Genomic DNA, 17,493 nt, shown 5'->3' on the forward strand with positions numbered 1-17,493 from the left:
AAAAGTGTTCTCGTTAAGAGAACACTTTTTCACTAGCTCTTTTTAAACACAAGCAACACGTTATTTTTGGTATCGATGTGTAAATTGTCATGCATAAAAGAAAAATTACTCAAATCTTTTAGGTATGTCGTAAACTCATTTTCTTCGCCGCCTTTAACATCACTCACACTCATACGTCCGGTTGTTTTGCTGACGTTTAGTTTAGCGGTATATTCTTTCTCCCCTATTTTTCCCGAGATACTATAAACGATACTTGCTGTACTACTATTGTATTCATTTCCTAACAGACATTTTAGAGTTATTTTGATATCTTCTTTTTTTTGTAGATTTTTGTATTGTGTATTGGGATCACTATGGGCCACAACTACATCAGAAGGCTCTTGTTTTTCGATTCCCACCAATTGCCACGTATTCTTTCTCAAATTATCCATGTAACCAAAGTCACATGCGGCGTATTTTAATGTGACACTGTCGTTACTCATAACGAGTTGCTGTTCTTTTACTTCGGCTTTTGTTATTTCAAACAGTACTTGTTGTAAAGCTGATTCTTCCTTCATATGCTCAGGGCTTCCTGCCATGGATGTCCACATAACTTCGCCAAACTTTACCGCACCATCTTGTGCGATATACATCTCACCACGGAAACCATTTACCGGAAAAGTACCTGAAATATTATTTGTGTTATACAACGAAAAACCGGTTTTGAATTTTAAAGGTATCTGTTTTCCATCTTTTGTCGCTTCAACAAGGCACCAGTACGGTTGCCCTACAACTTTTTTAGTAATTTCATTGGTTTGTTGGCACCCCAAAAAAAGCAAGCTTACAAATAATAGTGCTGTGATTCTCCGCATAGTTATGCCCTTAAAAAGAATTTCGTTTTATTTCATTAGAGGGAAAGTCTATCTACAAGTTCCCAAAAAAATGAAAAACTCGAAACAATTGACCAATCTTCTCAATTTAGTTACAATACGCACGTAAATTTTAGAGCGTATCTTGCTTATCGAATAAATACCCTAATGATTAGTTGCCTTTCGAAAAACTAACCACAGAGAACACAGAGTTCTGAGGCAATTTGGAACTAGATAACTTTCTTTATGTGTCATTAACTTTCTTTCTGTGTCATCCCTGACTTGATCAGGGATCCAGGCGTTTACAAGTTCGACTTTATATTGTGGATTCCTGCTTTTGCAGGAATGACACCTATGAAATGTCATCCCTGACTTGATCAGGGATCCAGGCGTTTACAAGTTCGACTTTATATTGTGGATTCCTGCTTTTGCAGGAATGACACCTATGAAATGTCATCCCTGACTTGATCAGGGATCCAGGCGTTTACAAGTTCGACTTTATATTGTGGATTCCTGCTTTCGCAGGAATGACACATCTGGGATCAATTATTCTGCGCTGTTTGACGTTTCTCTGAGATCTCTGTGGTTTGCTTTACTCTCAATTCGTAATTTGGGTATCTATCGCAAAATACGTCCTACGTACAAATCTAAAATATTAGGAGAACATCTTGAAAAAAATATTTGTCTATTTGACGTGGATATTTATCTTCTTCTCCGCAGTTACTATTGCAGTGTTAATGATCGCAGAAGAAAAATCGTTCACTAACTCTGTATTTATTACCTTAATGTTATTTACCGCTGGAGAACCGCTCAACCTCAATCTCGATAACCTCGAATTGATTACAGGAACACTTATGGTCATCCAGGCTGCGATGGGCCTTATGTGTGTTACAGTCGGTTTTAGTGTTATAGTCAATTATTTAGTATCGGAAAAAATTTCGCGCTTAATGGCTAGGGAGAAAATAAGAATGAAAGATCACATTATTATCTGCGGATTGGGGAACGTTGGGTATCAAATTGCCAAAGAATTAAGTCGTTTAGAACAAGATTTTGTTATCATTGACCGTGGAGATGATAAAGATTTGGTGGAAGTTGCCAAAAAACGCAAATGCAAGGTACTAATAGAGAATTTGAAAAATAGCGATAGCCTTGATGCTGCACAAATTCAACATGCTAAGTCCATGATTATTTGTACCGGGAATGACCTACTCAACATGGAAGTAGCGCTCATGGCTCGTGAAAAACGCGAAGATATTATCATCGTTATGAGAATGTTTGATCAGGATTTGGCAAAGAAAGTGAAGAATGCTTTCGGATTAAAGATAGCGTTTAGTGCTTCTGGTTTATCGGCATCCGTATTTGCGGCGGCTTCTATTGATGAGGCGGTATTCCAATCTGTACGTGTAGATAAAGAATTGTTTGTGTCTGCAAAACTGCGCATTGAAAATGAATGTGATATTATTGGCAAGACTCTCGATGAGCTGATGGCCAAAGACTTAGTCGTTCTCAAGTTAATTTCTGGAAAAGAACGTTTGAAGTTCCCACGTGGAGATCGCCAGATACAACTTGGTGACATCGTGTATGTTACATGTTCTCTCCCTGTACTGAAAGAAATTAAGAAACTAGTTCATAACTGTGATGTCGTGAAATCCTAGAAAGGTTCCCTATGTTTGGATGGTGGCAATCTCTTCCTGAGTACTGGCAAACGTTAGTTTACCAATACACTGTGGGAGGATGTATTTTTTTCTTTATGATATTTTGGGCTTTAAAAACCAAGGCGCTTAAAATGTCATCAAAGCAAGATCGCAATACACTAAAGACGTTGATTTTTGGGTTTGTTTTTTTTCTAGGGGTACATTCTATTTGGACGTACTTGGTCACTAAATAAAGGACACATTGTGGTTAAATTACATATATACGACTATATAGTTATATTCCTGTATTTTTCAGGAGTCCTGGCCTCTGGAATTTGGTTTGGACGTTATACAAAATCCACCAAAGACTTCTTTTTGGGAGGTCAACGTTTTTCCTGGTGGCTGGTCGCCGTATCTTGTGTGGCCACTTTAGTGGGATCTTATAGTTTTCTTACGTATTCTGAATTAGGCTATACTTCAGGTCTTAGTTCGACGGTTTATTATACGAATGACTGGTTTATCCTACCTATTTTTATGCTCGGCTGGTTACCGATTATTTATTTTTCTCGTGTACTTTCTATTCCTGAATATTTTGGTCGTCGTTTCGATGATAAAACCCGTTTGGCAGCATTGTGCATTATCATGCTGTATTTGGTTGGTTATATTGGTATCAATTTGCATACTATTGGTAAGGGTTTTCAGGGAATTTTTGGCGACCCAGGGGCCTCAGTTGAGTTACTTGGTTTTATTTTTGCAAAAGATTCGCTTATTTTGTATGGTTCGGCAATTGGTGTGGGGCTGTTCTCCATTATGTATATGCACCATGGGGGCCAGACTTCGGTAATTATGACAGACCTTCTCCAAGGTTTTCTACTCATTGGCGCAGGTTTTCTCGTTTTTGGATTGGGAATTTACCACTTGGGAGGATTTGGTAACTGGTTGTCGTCGATGCCTATGGATCATAAGCTACCCTTTCCCCACTATAATACTCCTAACGGCTTTCATGCTATAGGGGCATTTTGGTCAGACGCAATTACCGCTTCCATTGGTTTTTACTGTATGAACCAGGGAATTCTCATGCGCTTTATGTCCGTAAAAAGTGTTCGCGATGGTAAAAAGGCGATTTGTGTTGTTATACTAGTATTTATGCCAATCGCAGCGATTGCTGTTAGTAATGCTGGATGGTTGGGGACAGCTCTTGTGGCAAAGGGAGAAATTCCTGCCGATACGCCGGTTAGCAAGATGTTTGTTGTTGTATCCTACATGGTTTCAAGTCCAGGTATTTTTGGATTTGTGATTGCAGCTCTTATTGCGGCTTTGATGTCGACACTGGATACGTTAATCAATGCTGTTTCTGCGATCGCGGTGAATGATATTTGGCGTCCGTACATTAGTCCTGGTAAAGATGATAAGTATTACTTGCGTATGGCGAGATATTTTGCATTATCTGCTACGGGAGTTGGTATGTTACTCGTCCCCATTTACAATCAATTCGACCTGATTATGGAGGGCTTTACGCTCGTCATGGCCTTGTTGACACCATCCATGGTTGTGGTGATTACTTTAGCGATTGTTTGGAAACGCTTTACGGCAAACGCGGCTTTTACAACATTAGTTCTTGGGTTTGCGGTGACAGCATCGTCTTTTGTCTTTCCATGGATGATTGAATTTATTGACCATGGAGTAAACTTAGCGGCACATGAAAGTGGCGCTGTCGCAGAAGGACAATATGTACCTTATGTTCACATGCGTGCATTTTTTGGAACAGTAGCCTCTCTCGTTATTGCTATTGTAACAACATTCTTAACCAAGCACAGTGAACAAGAGGAGACAAAAGGTTTAACGATGGCTTCTATCGATGATGCAAAGCGTAGCTACAAAGGTGGTGAACCAAGCGAAGAAGGTACAGATGTTAAACTACATTTAACTCTTGAAGTTGGCGAAGGTGACGTCGCACATTTATCCACAGAAGATATGGAGAAATTGTGTGCAAAACCAGGAGACATACTCTTTGTTGCCGATCCACGTGCGTGGCTTGGTGGACTTCGTTCGATACAAGTCAAGGCCGGTGAACCGCATGATAAACCTTCTGTAATTCGCTTGTCCGAAAATTTAATTGATTTGGGAAGCTTACATCTTGATAAAGAGAAGGTAACGGTCGAAAAATTACTTTAAAAAATAAAAAAACGAACCATAGAAGGTTCGTTAGGTTTTATTTAGATACATAACTTGTTTATAAAATCGCTAGTATGCGATGCCCTCGGGAGCGGCTAACGCCGGCAGAGGGGCATCTCATACTAGTGTAAAGCAATAGTAATTATTAAAAATATATATTAAGTTTTTAGGCGCAAGAGTAAAAAAAACGATCGCTGTAAATTTTACAGAGGAAAGTCCGGACATCACAGGACAAGGTGGTGGATAACATCCACCGAGAGCAATCTTAGGGAAAGTGCCGCAGAAAATATACCGCCTATTTATAGGTAAGGGTGAAATGGTGAGGTAAGAGCTCACCGCGGAAATGGTGACATTTCTGGCAGGGCAAACCCCACCTGATGAGAGGTCAAATAAAGGAGAAGAGGCTGTCCGTCTCGTTTGACTCCAGGGTAGACCGTATGAGGTAAATGGCAACATTTATCCTAGATAAATGATCGTTGCCCTTTGGGAACAGAATCCGGCTTATTTTTTGCTCTTAGCGCCTATTTTATTTATTGAGGTTTTCGTCGTGCAGTCTCTAGATGTTTTGAATAAGCAACTGAAAAATTGTCTTCCGTTTCACCGCTACTCATTGAGTAAAATGTTGCGCAATTTGAAAAAAAAATACAATAAGCCCAATTTCGAGGAAAAGTTACTTGAAGCAAACGTTCGCATTGAGGAGTCCATAGCTCTTTATGAGTATCGTAAAAAGAACATTCCTGTTGTGAATTATCCCGAAGGGCTGCCGATTTTAGAAAAGAAAACGGAAATCATTGATGCCATTCGCAATAACTCCGTTGTGGTAATTTGTGGGGAAACTGGTTCGGGGAAAACGACACAGTTACCAAAAATGTGTATTGAAGCGGGATGTGGTATTTCGGGGAAAATTGGTTGTACACAGCCACGGCGCATTGCGGCAACTTCTATCGCGGATCGCATACGCGAAGAGTTGCCACAAAGTTGTGAAGAAGCGGTGAGTTACAAGATTCGTTTTACCAGTAGCGATTCAGAGAAATCTTACATCAAATTAATGACCGATGGAATTTTGCTTGCTGAAACGCAGAATGACCGTTATTTGATGGAATATGACACTCTTATCATTGACGAAGCGCACGAGCGTAGCCTTAACATTGATTTTATTTTGGGGTATTTAAAACAGCTTTTACAAAAAAGACCCGAGTTAAAAATTATCATCTCCTCTGCGACAATTGACACCGAACGATTTTCGGCATTTTTTGATAATGCGCCTATTATTGAGGTTTCAGGACGTTTGTATCCCGTGGAAGTAATGTATCTCCCCATAGATAAAGAGTTAGAAGACGCAGGGGAGGTAACGGTTATTGATGCAGCGGTACAAGCCGTGGATCTTATTATTGACGATGCGGAGAGCAGTGGAGATATCTTGGTATTCATGGCCGCAGAACAAGATATCCGTGAAACAGTAGAAAAGTTGCAAAAATGGAGTCAAATAAGTGACATTTTGCCTCTATTTGGTCGGTTGTCGTCGAAAGAACAAAACCGCGTGTTTCGTAGCAGTGACAAACGCAAAATTATTGTGGCGACAAATATTGCGGAAACCTCGCTTACCATTCCGGGAATTCGTTATGTTGTGGATAGTGGCTGTGCGCGTATTAGTCGCTATTCTCCGCGAACTAGGACACAACGTTTGCCTATTGAGCCTGTGTCACAAAGTAGTGCAAATCAGCGCAAAGGGAGATGCGGGCGTGTTGCTGATGGGGTGTGTATACGTTTGTATTCCGAAGAAGATTTTGCTAGCCGCGAAAAGTACACCTCTCCGGAAATTCGCCGTTCCAATTTAGCGGAAGTTATTTTACGGATGATTTCACTTAAATTAGGGGATATTGAAACATTTCCGTTTATTGAACCGCCTTCACGCACAGCAATTCTCGATGGGTTTGATATTTTAGAAGAGTTAGGAGCACTGAACGATCGAAAATCCCTCACAAAGCTCGGGAAACAAATGGCGCGTCTTCCAATTGATCCACGCACTTCACGGATGCTAATTGAAGCCCAGAAAGAAAATTCTCTGCGTGAAGTGTTGGTGATTGCTTCGGCACTTAGTATTCCCGACCCACGCCAGCGGCCATCGGAAAAGCAAGAAGATGCGGATCGTATGCACCAAATGTTTGTACATGAGCATTCTGATTTTGTTTCTTTCTTGAATATTTGGGATAAGTATCAAGAGTCTTGGGAGACTCTCAAAACGCAGAACAAAGTGCGCAAATTTTGCAATAAGCACTTTTTGTCGTACATGAGAATGCGTGAATGGCATGATATACATAAACAACTCTCGGTCATTATGAAGCACGAAAATAACGCAAAAATAAACAAAGAGCCTGCTTCATATGAAGCGATCCACAAAGCTATTTTGAGTGGTTTCCTCAGCAATATTTGTAGTAAAAAAGAAAAAAATAACTATTTGGGGCGTGCCAATAAAGAGTATTTGATCTTCCCTGGTTCTGGGCAGTATGGCAAAGGATTTCCGTGGATTGTCGCCGCAGAACTAGTCGAAACTTCACAGTTGTTTGCGAGAACAGTAGCCAAAATTCAGCCGGAGTGGATTGAACCGCTCGCTCGGGATTTATGTAAATATTCTTATAGTAACGCGCGATGGAACCTGAAGGGGCAGCAACCAGTCGCCGACAAAAAAGTAACGCTTTTCGGCCTGGTTATTATACCGCAAAAGCGCGTATATTATGGAAAGATTAATCCTCAAGTTTCACGTGATATATTTATTCAAGCGATCGTTGTTGGTGAAGTTTTTCACTCTTTTTCTTTCTTAAAAGCCAATCAGAAACTTATCCACTCTGTGATGCAAATGGAAAACAAGATTCGCAAACACACCTTGCTCGTTGAAGATGAAGACCTGAAAGAATTTTACTACCGAACTCTTCCCAATGTTGTTGATGTACGCGAACTGAAAAATTTTATGCGTACAAACCCCAAATATAACAAATTTTACATGAAATTATCGGATGTCTTGCAAATTGAAGATGATCCTCAGATCGATGAAGAACTCTTTCCTGACTATATCGCATTGGGCGATTTGCGCATGCCACTGAGTTACCATTTCGAACCTGTGGATGACAAAGATGGCGTGACCCTGACTATTCCACGAGATCTATTACATCAATTAACCCCTGAGCCTTTTGAATGGCTTGTTCCTGGAATGTTGGAGGATAAGATTCACGGTTTACTCAAGAGTTTGCCAAAAGATATACGACGCAAAATGCAACCGAGTGCCGAATATGCACGTAAAATCTACGAAGGTTTACCACGCACACATAACTCTCTTTTAGCAGAAATACGCAAGTACATTCGCGAGCACTTTTCTCTATCGATTCCCAAAGAAAATTGGCGCATGGATCGTTTAGACTTATACTTGCAAATGCGTTTTCAAGTCGTAGATAAGCACGGGACGATTCTTGCTATAGATCGCGACTTAGCGGCTCTACAAAAAGGATTTCAAGCGAAATCACAAGACGATGCTTGGCATAAAGCTTTAAAGAAGTGGGCTTTGAAGGATTTGTCTACGTGGAGTTTTGAAGATCTTCCCGTATCGATAAATGTTACTGAAGATACTGGGGATATTCCTTATTTGGGTTATCCAGGTTTGCAGCTTATCAATAATAAGGTGGAGCGTACCTTATTTCGCAAGCTAGGTAAAGCCGAGAATGCGACACGGGAAGCGATAAATTTTTTACTAGCCACTTCGCTGGAGAAAGAACTGAAGAAGCTAGAGCGTTTATTGAAATTGTCAAAAGATCTTCGTGATGACATGAAGCACTTTGGTTTGAGTAACGATGTTAAGAAAGAAAGTATTCAATTTTTACGTAACACGCTGTTGTTTACAGATAAAGTAATTCGCACTCGTGAAGCTTTTCAGGAAAAATGTCGGAACATTATCCAATCATTGCCGCGGCTTACCCTTGAATATGTCGATTTATTGGAAGAAATTATCGATGAATTGGACAAAATAGAGGAGATTTTGTACGAAGGTAAGTTTTCCGACATTTATAAAAAAACAGTGTACGCGGAAATTAGGGAGCTATTCCCCATTAAATTTTTAACATTCCATACGCTAGGACAGATAAAGCATCACCCACGCTACCTAAAATGTTTACAGATACGTATTGGGAAAGCGATGCATGATCTGTATAAAGATCAGCGTAAAAAAGAAGAAGTTCAACCACATATTGAAAGATATCGCGAGCTAAAATCGTCCAGTCAAAATCATCCCGATGATATTGTAAACATGATTGAAGAGTATCGTTGGATGATTGAGGAGTTTAAGATTTCCGTCTTCGCACAAAAACTCAAGACTTTGTATCCTATTTCTGCAAAGCGTTTAGAGAAAAAAAGACTGAGCATCTTGCAGGCAATTGACGAAAGTTAGTGGTATGGCGAAGAAAAAAATTCTATACATTCATTGTGGGGGAGAAACTGTAGGAGGCATTGAGACTTATCTCGCGCATGTGGTCAAGGCTCATAAAAATTGCGATGCATATTTAGGGATTGTAAAGGCCGGAGAATATTCGCGTTACCTAAAATGGCAAAAAACACCAAATGTAATACTTTTAAATGGTGGCCGTTTGCGTGAAATTGCTAAAGTAGGCATTGCCGTACGTACGGCAACGCGTTTTGTGCGCAACAACAACATTGAATTTGTTATCGGTAAAGGTAATAATTCTTGGGTCTATGCGGCGATCATTGCGCGTTTGGCGCGTATTCGCAGTATTTTTTACGTGGCGAATGATATCAATCCACAGTACTGGAAGTCACCTATTACTCTATTGGCCGGTTGTATGAAACCATGGCTCTATGTTGCGAATTCTGAGTTTACAGCAAAAAGTATTGCCGAAGTTCTTGGCCAAGAATCTTCAATCGTCTATCCCGCGGCAAATGTCGATAAATTTGTAGGTATTGACAATAAAAATGCTAGAGAGTCGTTGTGTAAAGAGTTTGCCATCTCTCCACAGAAATTTATTTATACGATTGTGGGGCGGTTACAAGAGTGGAAAGGGCAGCATATTGCGATTGAGGCGTTTAAAAAAATGCGCAACAAAAAAAACGCTGTGTTGCTTGTTGTGGGGGATTATACGCATGCCAATGATCAACCATTTTTTCGACGTTTACAACAACTCGCGGCTGCGGAATCAGTTATTTTTACTGGCTTTCGCAAAGACATCCCACAGATCATCACCGCAAGTGATGTCGTTGTCCACGCATCTATTACCCCTGAACCTTTTGGAATTACCGTTGTGGAAGGTATGCTTGCGAAAAAATCAGTGATTGCTTCACAGGCCGGAGGTCCTTTGGAGATTATCGATCATGGTGAAAATGGTTTGCTAGTACCAGTAAAAGATGTTTGTAAATTATCACAGACAATGGACATGTTGTTTGAAAATCGCGATCTAGGTTTCACTCTTGGTGAAAAAGCATATGAAAAAGCCAAGTGTGAATTTAGTGTTGAAGCTTCTGCAAGGCTTATGGAAAAAGCTATTCGTGCACATGATGGTGCGGTAAGATAAAATATTGATTTTGTATTTGGAAAATGAGTTATTGTGTATCATAATAGGAACAACAAAAGCTTTGCTTTTGTTGCTTTGTTATGTGTAAGTAGTAGTCGTTTCTATTACTTTTAAGGAGGCAATTATGAAAACAACTATGATGATACTCGCCCTTACTATCACAACTCTGTATGCGGAAAAGTATTCCTTTTCTTCTACAGAAGAAAAAGCTTTTTCCTGGGACAAAGTATACATTTCGGTAGAAAATCCTACATTCAACCAAGTTCAAATTTGGCTGATTAACGATAATGCGAAGAAATGTGAAGTGCGTCAAAGAACTGCGTTACGCGTGAACAGTAAAGTTTTTCGTCGTTCGCGAAGTTATCGCAAAGTGATTGTTCCCGGAAAACGAAAAGTTTTAGTAGACACATACAAATTCACATCTTTCAACAACGTCTCCATGATTCGCGGATATCTTAAAATGCGCGGTGGCCGAACGTTGAAAGCAACCAAAAGAATACAACAAATCATCGACAACTCGCCCGAGGTAGCTAACCCTGCATTTAACGATAATAGCCGCTATGCACAACGTATACTTGAACGTAGACGCAATAAACGCGCTAACATTGAGGCGAGACGAAAAGCCAGAGAAAATAAATAGATTATGGGGTTCGTTCTCCGGACTGGTGCCCTCACCATCGAATTAGCAGTTGCAGCTTCGCTGCAACCTGCCATTCTTATACCTCTCCCACAGGGAGAGGTGTAATGCTTCTTTTTTGTAAAAAACAAAATTCACTTGATTTGCGAGCCATAAGTAGTGGTGTAATACACCATTTGATTGAGGTTGTATTATGATATGCATCAAAGAAAGCAAATGGAAACAAATTCATACGTGTTACGCCTCTCCCTGTGGGAGAGGCATGAGAATGAAGGTTGTTAGCGAAGCTACAACCTGAAATTCGATGGTGAGGGCACCAATACGGAAACAAAACCCCTAATCCCAATTGAACCTAAATAACGATGGTGAGGGCACCAATACGGAAACAAAACCCCTAATCCCAATTGAACCTAAATAACGATGGTGAGGGCACCAATACGGAAACAAAACCCCTAATCCTAAATGAACTAAACATCATGCTATTCTACGAACTGGATTGCCCACATAAGTTCCTGGCATGTCAATATTTTTTACAACGACACTACCTGCACCAATAATAACGTTATCTGTGATACTTACTTGACTGCTCACCACACTTGAACTGCCAATAAAGCAGTTGTTACCCACTTTACAGTCCCCATTTATTGTCGCCCCCGTCGATATATGGCAATGGTTGCCGACAATGGCATCATGTTCTATATTGGCTTTGGTGTTTACGATACAGTTTATACCTATGCGTGCGGCGGCATTGACACATACACCGTGCATAACAATTGTCCCATCACCTATTGAAGCGTGTTGCGACACATATGCATGTGGAGAAATGATCTTTGGACAGGATTTGTTTGCTTGTAAGACTTTTTCATACAGTTTGATACGCGCGGCAACGCTTTTTATTTGACCAACACTTATGACAAATAGTTGGCATGGTTGTGATTGAATATGCTGGTCGCCGCCTATAATTGTGTAGCCAAGCACATCTGTGCCTGGCTGTTTATAACTATCAATGATACCCACAATTTTGTACTGTTGTGTACTTTCTATTACATCGATACAAGCTTTAGAGTGACCTCCACCGCCGATTAGTATGATTTCGTTTAACATTAGTCTTTTTGTTCACGGAGTTTTTTTAGCGCGTCCTCTGAAAAAACGTCTTCACTCAAAGCATAGTACACTTCTTTGTCTAGTGTGAATTTCAAATGCCACAGTTTCTCCGGTTCCTCTCCGTCTTCTAGCGCCTCGAAGATTTTATCGTTTTTTGCCACTATGGCCTTTACGCGTTTTGCAATTTCTTTTTGAAAGTCTTTGATTACCGCTAAAAAGGGTGCTTCTAATTCTGGTATTAGTTTTGCTTTTTTTATGGCCTTTTTCGCATCTTTTAATACCGATGATTTATCATCGAGTAGCATAAGTTCCATGAAGGCATACGCCTGTTTTTTCTTTAAAGAAAATTCTGGCACTTTGTAGGTAAAGTCAGCATTCCATTCTAAATTATTGATGCTCTCCGCAATCGTATCAAAAATAAGGTACGTTTTGGCTTTTTTATCTATTTTTACCTCGAGGTTGTCCGCGATTTCTTTATCTTCAAAGGTGTAAAAATGTTTATTTTGTACCTTGATGAGTTTTTCTTTGATCATAAACTTTTTATCCATCGCGTCGATCCACGGTTTAAAATCGACATTCTCCTTCCAACTGGTAAATATCGCTTCTTCGGCTTCCGTTAGACCTTTTCCTTCTTTACTAAGTATTGTTTGTATCGTTTCCGCTATGTCCTCTTGGGCACTGAGGACAAAAAAGTTACAAGTGAGTAGGATAAAAATAAAATAGCGCATTACTATTCTCCTTCGAAAAGCTAGTATAGAAAAATGTCTTGTATTCAAACAGCAGAAAGCATAGAATAAAAATACGATTGTTTTGGTGCACAATCACAAGAAATACAAAACAGGGGAAAAAAGCATGGATAAACCCGGTTCTACTACCGTGACAAAATTAAAAGCGTGGATTAATCACTTAAAGAGCAAAAACTTGGATGAACATGTCCCCATGACAGAAACAGAGGTTACGGATAGGGACATTGAAAAGCACATATCGCACATCAAAGAGGGTCAAGAGAAGCAAGAGAAAGAACAACAAAAACGCCGTGCACTTCTGGAAAAACATTTAGCTGCTATAAAGATCAAAAGAAGAAAGAAAAAGGTTTATAACTCATTATCTCTCCTTGAAAAGCGTATTGCGCAAGCTTTAATCGATTGGTACGAAAAACAAAAAAACATTCCTGATGGTTTACTAGAACTTTGTTTTAAGAAAAAAGTATTGATTAAAGTCAATTTTGAAAAAATCACCGATGAATTTGACTCAACTCTCAAAATTAAAAGAATGAGAGGGAGTGAAAAACTGAAAGAAATGCTTTTAATTTTTAAACGAGGCAAAAACTTATTACTCGATTTTTATTCGAGAGATCTACGAGAACATATTTACACATTCATGTTTTTAAATGGTAAAATTCAATCCTACGAAAAATCAGAAGAAATCGCAAATGTAATCAAGTATTTTCAGGAATTTTTTGAGTAGAATTGAAACCGATACCAAATATTTACATTCATGAATTTATTGAGATGCTTCTATACACATTCTAACCTTGGATCCCTGGTCAATCCAGGGATAACCCTACAAAATAGTTCCTGTCTTTTATTTTCGAGTATGCATCCTGGTGTTTTTCCCATACTTTTGGAAAAAGAAACAGTAGCCCCATGCTCCAAAACCGTTGACGATCATATCCAATATATCAAATTCTCTTCCCACAAAAATCTGTAAGATTTCTATCAATACTCCCAGTAATATCGCGATAAAAATCGTTCTATTTATTTTTTCTCGTGCGTTGTGAAAAAAACGCAATAGTAGGAACGAAAGAATAAAGTAGGCAATAAAATGTTTGATCTTGTCGGCGTGCGCAAAATCAAACACGGAGTCTATTTGCGGCTCTTTCCCCGGAGGTTTTAGAGATAAAAAAAGTAGGATACCAATGTACGCAAACAGTATCACGCGATCTTTATTTTTAATTATATTTTTTATCATATGCTTTTTGCAGCCATATTCCTAGTTGATCTGCATACTTATTGTTGATTGATATCGCCTTTTTCCAGTTGTAAATGGCTTCTTCATAATCTTTGAGAAGGTAGGTTATGTATCCCCTATTCATATATATTTGGGAAATACTCTTATTTAAAAAAATCGCGTTATTAAAATCTCTCAGGGCTATTTGCAGTTGTTGTTTTTCTGCAAAAACTACCGCGCGATTATTAAACACTTCTCCGGCACTGGAATCAATGAATATAGCTTCGTCGAAGTCTGCCAATGCTTTTTCATACTCACCTAGTTTGGCATAGCTAATACCACGGGCACAGTATACGAATGCGTATTGAGTTGTGTAACCAATGACCTTGGATAAATGAAGAACAGCTTTATTATAGTTTTGTTCTTGCGCTGCAATAAGGCCTTCGTTGTAATGTCTTTCCACACGCTCGTTTTGTAAGGCTTGCTTATCAGGCAATAGGAATATATAGCGATTGAATAGAGTTGTGGTAATGATTTGTTGTGGAGTTTTTTGCGGTTTTTTTATCTCTGTTGTTTTGGGAATTTCGATATCATCTGTGTTATTTTGTATGGTTTTTGGTTGCGGCTTTGCAGTTTCGGGCTGTTGTTTTTGCGTTTTTTGTTGAGCCACTTGGTCGTTGTCCGTTGTTGTTGTATTACCAGAACTCATATATTGGACAAAATATGCAATTAGTATAATCATACCAACAACGATTATTGTCCTTACCAGTTTAAAAAACTTGTGAAAAAATACAGTAAACTTCTTGCCTAGTTTTAACTTTTGCCATGCAAACACCAAAAAAATTGCAAAAATAGCAAGGGGGACCGGTTGCATGAGATCATACCAAAGCTGTGAAAGCTTTTGTGGTAACTCATTGAACCAAGCGTCTATATCAAACGATTCCATCGAATTTCTCTCTTAAGAAGTACTGATTTCAAAACTAAAAATCACTCTGACAGGGAGTCATTGTTTCGTAATACGCACTATAATTGATTATTCATTGAATAAAAGTTTTTTACAAGAAATATTTGTAACAAATTTTGCTATGAGCTATGCACCTCTTATGAGTCTGTCTCCTAGCATGTTTGACAACAAATCTTCTTGGTATATTTTTTCGATGGTCGTGTTTACATCGTAGGCAACACGTTTAAAGGTGATAATATTGCGGTCATCTATTTTTTCGTAAATAAGGTAGGCGGCATCAGGGTTATTGTCGCGCGGTTGCCCAACAGAACCTGGATTTAAAAACAAATAAAGATTTTTTAATTCCGCATCTGAGTATTCTAAAGCTTCATCTACTTCGTATTCTATTAATGAAACACCTTCGTTATCGACTTCCCACATAATTTGCCGATGAGTATGGCCAAAAAAACAAATATTGCAACGCATTTTTTTCATATACTTTTTGGGGGCCAAGAAGTCTTCGGGAGCTAGTAGGTAATTAAAACGCACTTTGTGTTTTCCTGGACTACCATGAACTAGAAGAACGTTGTGGTTATCGTGCAATACAGAGTATGCGGGGGCGCCAAAATATATACCGAGAATTTCTTGAAATCCCATATCTTCGCTTACATGATTGGATAGGCGCTCTCTTGTCCATTCTAAGGCACTTGCGGCGTAACCTGATGCATTTGCAAATGATTTTGGATTAATGACAGCCAAATCATGGTTACCTTCCAGAGTCATTATATCTCTCTCGTGCAAACGAAGTAAAACTTCTACAGGGTTGGGACCATAGCCCACGTTGTCGCCCAAGGATATAATATCATCAATTCCATGACGATCTATATCCGCTAGTACAGCTTCACAAGCTTCTAAATTTGCATGAATATCACTAATTATCGCTACTCTTACCATATATTCTTCCTACTTACGGTAACAATTCTTCGGTGCGGTCAATATGTTCCTGGTATATTTGCGCATGTTTTTTATTTAAATGCGCCTTGTAATCTTCATAAACCTCTGACAGTGGTAATGCCGGAGCTTTCCATGTGTGTTTGTATTGCGTTAATATAAAATCACCGAATTCGTACTCTTCCATTTCCGCCATAAGAACAAAATGATGTTTGTCGGTAACTAACATTCGTACATCCACCTCTTCCGGTGGAAGTTTAAGTTTACAATACTGCCTATTTCCCTCCACTTCTACATAGAATATGTCGGAAGCGCAGGTAATCATTTCCAATATACATTCGCGTACAAAGTGTGCTGGCAAATAAGATTGCCGTGCTATTTCGTCTGCCGTATCTCCTGTAATTTGAATGCCGATAAATGGAGGAGGATACTCTTCATAACGATTTTGTGCCAAGCGGAATAGAAAATCAAGTCGTACCCATTTTGACAGCGTTGTGTATTGTTGAAGGAATGTAATATCACGCATAATCCACGCGCGACCCGTGTTCGAAAGATTCACATATTCGCAAGTTTGTGAAACATAACTGCCGAATAGGAAAACTACCCCCAGATAGTAAAACCATGTTAGAAATATAGGTATAAATGCGAAATTTCGCAAATTTTTATACAGTGAATTTAGCGGGAAAGTTGTGAACCACCAACGTCCAGCCATCCATAGAGTTGCGGCTACAAAAGCTCCAATGAATAAATTGCGATGCGAAATACCCGTGATATTGATTTTGTATAAAAGAAAGAAGACAAGCGACGTAATAAATAACGAAATAAGCGCCGTGAACAACGTATTGAAAAATGTATACGGTTCAATGAGTTTATCAATGGCTTTTTCACCAGAATATAAAACTATAATGGCGAGAATAAATACAAAGGGTAGCATGAAAAATACTACCAAGCGATTTTTTATCGTTTTAAATGAGGGAATACGCCACAAAATTTTCATAATTTGTGATCGTCTACTCGATATAGGTAGGTTACCCCAAATGAGTGGGGAAACACTTTCTGCAAGGTTCGTCTTTATGTTGAGTAGTAAGGCAATATAAGCGATGGCCAACACGATAAAAAAACCTGCTCCGGGTAAAAAGTTACCGTGCTGATTGTAAAATTCACCTACAGCCTTATGAAAGGCATCTCCTAATTTGCGTGTAATGGAGAAGTTTACATACGCTAGTTGTTCTTCTTCTATTTTGTCGGGGACGGCTTTGTGTCTTAAGCAGTATTTTTTGAGTAAATCTTCGTATTCTTGTGCGGTTACCAAGTCACCACGAGAAGCCCCAAAATCGGGAGGGACATTTTGTAATAAACGTTTTACTTTAACAGGCCACAAGAAGTGTAGTTCCATGAAACGCGTTGCTGCCTCCGGGTCTTGTAGAGGAGCTACAAAGATGGTGGATCCCATTGTTAAACCTAGATAGACAAATACAACTAAGTTTACGCATAGAATGTAGGACAATACACTTGCGCGTGTCAGGCCGTTGTTGTAGTAGAAGTCAATAAAAGGGCGCGATATTAGAATAAAAAATTGGATGGTTTGTCTTTTTAGATTTTCACTGTATGTTTTCCCGTTAGTTGGGTCACTCATTACCTTCAACCTATGATATGTGGAGTAGAGTTATCGACAAAAGTT

13 protein-coding genes and 1 other RNA gene are annotated in these 17,493 nt (G+C 39.2%); 7 read left to right on the forward strand and 7 right to left on the reverse strand.

Annotation, left to right across the window (positions count from 1 at the left end):
- Nucleotides 1–32: 32 nt before the first annotated feature.
- Complete coding sequence (locus tag UABAM_RS16125; RefSeq protein WP_151969039.1) at nucleotides 33–851, reverse strand: META domain-containing protein; 819 nt, start codon at nucleotides 849–851, stop codon at nucleotides 33–35.
- 665 nt (nucleotides 852–1,516) lie between these two features.
- Between UABAM_RS16125 and UABAM_RS16130 the strand changes: the two genes are divergently transcribed.
- The 6 genes from UABAM_RS16130 (at nucleotide 1,517) to UABAM_RS16155 (ending at nucleotide 10,867) form a co-directional block, all read left to right on the forward strand.
- Complete coding sequence (locus tag UABAM_RS16130) at nucleotides 1,517–2,503, forward strand: potassium channel family protein (protein ID WP_151969040.1); 987 nt, start codon at nucleotides 1,517–1,519, stop codon at nucleotides 2,501–2,503.
- A 243-nt stretch (nucleotides 2,504–2,746) separates the two neighbouring features.
- Complete coding sequence (locus UABAM_RS16135; RefSeq protein ID WP_173013355.1) at nucleotides 2,747–4,657, forward strand: sodium:solute symporter family protein; 1,911 nt, start codon at nucleotides 2,747–2,749, stop codon at nucleotides 4,655–4,657.
- Nucleotides 4,658–4,832: 175 nt separating this feature from the next.
- An RNA gene (gene rnpB / locus UABAM_RS16140) (RNase P RNA component class A) lies at nucleotides 4,833–5,176 on the forward strand.
- A gap of 28 nt (nucleotides 5,177–5,204) precedes the next feature.
- Entirely contained in the window at nucleotides 5,205–9,092 is a 3,888-nt protein-coding gene (gene hrpA, locus UABAM_RS16145; RefSeq protein WP_173013356.1) for an ATP-dependent RNA helicase HrpA, read from the forward strand.
- 4 nt (nucleotides 9,093–9,096) lie between these two features.
- The gene (locus UABAM_RS16150; protein ID WP_151969043.1) at nucleotides 9,097–10,227 is read left to right on the forward strand and encodes a glycosyltransferase family 4 protein; all 1,131 of its coding nucleotides are present in this window, start codon (nucleotides 9,097–9,099) and stop codon (nucleotides 10,225–10,227) included.
- A 124-nt stretch (nucleotides 10,228–10,351) separates the two neighbouring features.
- On the forward strand, nucleotides 10,352–10,867 hold the full coding sequence (locus tag UABAM_RS16155) for a hypothetical protein (protein ID WP_151969044.1): 516 nt from the start codon (nucleotides 10,352–10,354) through the stop codon (nucleotides 10,865–10,867).
- 471 nt (nucleotides 10,868–11,338) lie between these two features.
- Here UABAM_RS16155 and UABAM_RS16160 read toward each other — a convergent pair whose 3' ends face one another.
- The gene (locus tag UABAM_RS16160; RefSeq protein WP_151969045.1) at nucleotides 11,339–11,968 is read right to left on the reverse strand and encodes a NeuD/PglB/VioB family sugar acetyltransferase; all 630 of its coding nucleotides are present in this window, start codon (nucleotides 11,966–11,968) and stop codon (nucleotides 11,339–11,341) included.
- On the reverse strand, nucleotides 11,968–12,696 hold the full coding sequence (locus tag UABAM_RS16165) for a hypothetical protein (protein WP_151969046.1): 729 nt from the start codon (nucleotides 12,694–12,696) through the stop codon (nucleotides 11,968–11,970). Before UABAM_RS16165 ends, UABAM_RS16160 begins: the two co-directional genes overlap by 1 nt.
- 124 nt (nucleotides 12,697–12,820) lie before the next feature.
- On the opposite strand from UABAM_RS16165, the gene UABAM_RS16170 reads away from it, so the two are divergent.
- On the forward strand, nucleotides 12,821–13,435 hold the full coding sequence (locus UABAM_RS16170) for a hypothetical protein (protein ID WP_151969047.1): 615 nt from the start codon (nucleotides 12,821–12,823) through the stop codon (nucleotides 13,433–13,435).
- Nucleotides 13,436–13,552: 117 nt separating this feature from the next.
- Here the strand turns inward: UABAM_RS16170 and UABAM_RS16175 are convergent, their stop codons facing one another.
- The 4 genes from UABAM_RS16175 to UABAM_RS16190 form a co-directional block, all read right to left on the reverse strand.
- Nucleotides 13,553–13,939, reverse strand: coding sequence for a VanZ family protein (locus UABAM_RS16175; RefSeq protein WP_151969048.1), 387 nt, complete (start codon nucleotides 13,937–13,939; stop codon nucleotides 13,553–13,555).
- Complete coding sequence (locus tag UABAM_RS16180) at nucleotides 13,920–14,864, reverse strand: tetratricopeptide repeat protein (RefSeq protein WP_151969049.1); 945 nt, start codon at nucleotides 14,862–14,864, stop codon at nucleotides 13,920–13,922. The genes UABAM_RS16175 and UABAM_RS16180 overlap by 20 nt, the downstream gene beginning before the upstream one ends.
- 144 nt (nucleotides 14,865–15,008) lie before the next feature.
- Nucleotides 15,009–15,815 (reverse strand): metallophosphoesterase family protein, encoded by an 807-nt coding sequence (locus UABAM_RS16185; RefSeq protein WP_151969050.1) that lies wholly within the window; start codon nucleotides 15,813–15,815, stop codon nucleotides 15,009–15,011.
- Between the two features lie 13 nt (nucleotides 15,816–15,828).
- Nucleotides 15,829–17,448, reverse strand: coding sequence for a YhjD/YihY/BrkB family envelope integrity protein (locus tag UABAM_RS16190; RefSeq protein WP_151969051.1), 1,620 nt, complete (start codon nucleotides 17,446–17,448; stop codon nucleotides 15,829–15,831).
- Nucleotides 17,449–17,493 lie beyond the last annotated feature (45 nt).

The sequence above is a fragment of the Candidatus Uabimicrobium amorphum genome, from assembly GCF_009002475.1.
Classification (GTDB): Bacteria; Planctomycetota; Uabimicrobiia; order Uabimicrobiales; family Uabimicrobiaceae; genus Uabimicrobium; species Uabimicrobium amorphum.

What these genes read in the sequence shown, in the direction of transcription:
- UABAM_RS16160 (WP_151969045.1), bottom strand. Translation starts at nt 11,968, where the DNA reads ATGTTAAACGAAATCATACTAATCGGCGGTGGAGGTCACTCTAAAGCT.
- UABAM_RS16185 (WP_151969050.1), bottom strand. Translation starts at nt 15,815, where the DNA reads ATGGTAAGAGTAGCGATAATTAGTGATATTCATGCAAATTTAGAAGCT.
- UABAM_RS16170 (WP_151969047.1), top strand. Translation starts at nt 12,821, where the DNA reads ATGGATAAACCCGGTTCTACTACCGTGACAAAATTAAAAGCGTGGATT.
- UABAM_RS16125 (WP_151969039.1), bottom strand. Translation starts at nt 851, where the DNA reads ATGCGGAGAATCACAGCACTATTATTTGTAAGCTTGCTTTTTTTGGGG.
- UABAM_RS16155 (WP_151969044.1), top strand. Translation starts at nt 10,352, where the DNA reads ATGAAAACAACTATGATGATACTCGCCCTTACTATCACAACTCTGTAT.
- UABAM_RS16180 (WP_151969049.1), bottom strand. Translation starts at nt 14,864, where the DNA reads ATGGAATCGTTTGATATAGACGCTTGGTTCAATGAGTTACCACAAAAG.
- UABAM_RS16190 (WP_151969051.1), bottom strand. Translation starts at nt 17,448, where the DNA reads ATGAGTGACCCAACTAACGGGAAAACATACAGTGAAAATCTAAAAAGA.
- UABAM_RS16150 (WP_151969043.1), top strand. Translation starts at nt 9,097, where the DNA reads ATGGCGAAGAAAAAAATTCTATACATTCATTGTGGGGGAGAAACTGTA.
- UABAM_RS16165 (WP_151969046.1), bottom strand. Translation starts at nt 12,696, where the DNA reads ATGCGCTATTTTATTTTTATCCTACTCACTTGTAACTTTTTTGTCCTC.
- UABAM_RS16175 (WP_151969048.1), bottom strand. Translation starts at nt 13,939, where the DNA reads ATGATAAAAAATATAATTAAAAATAAAGATCGCGTGATACTGTTTGCG.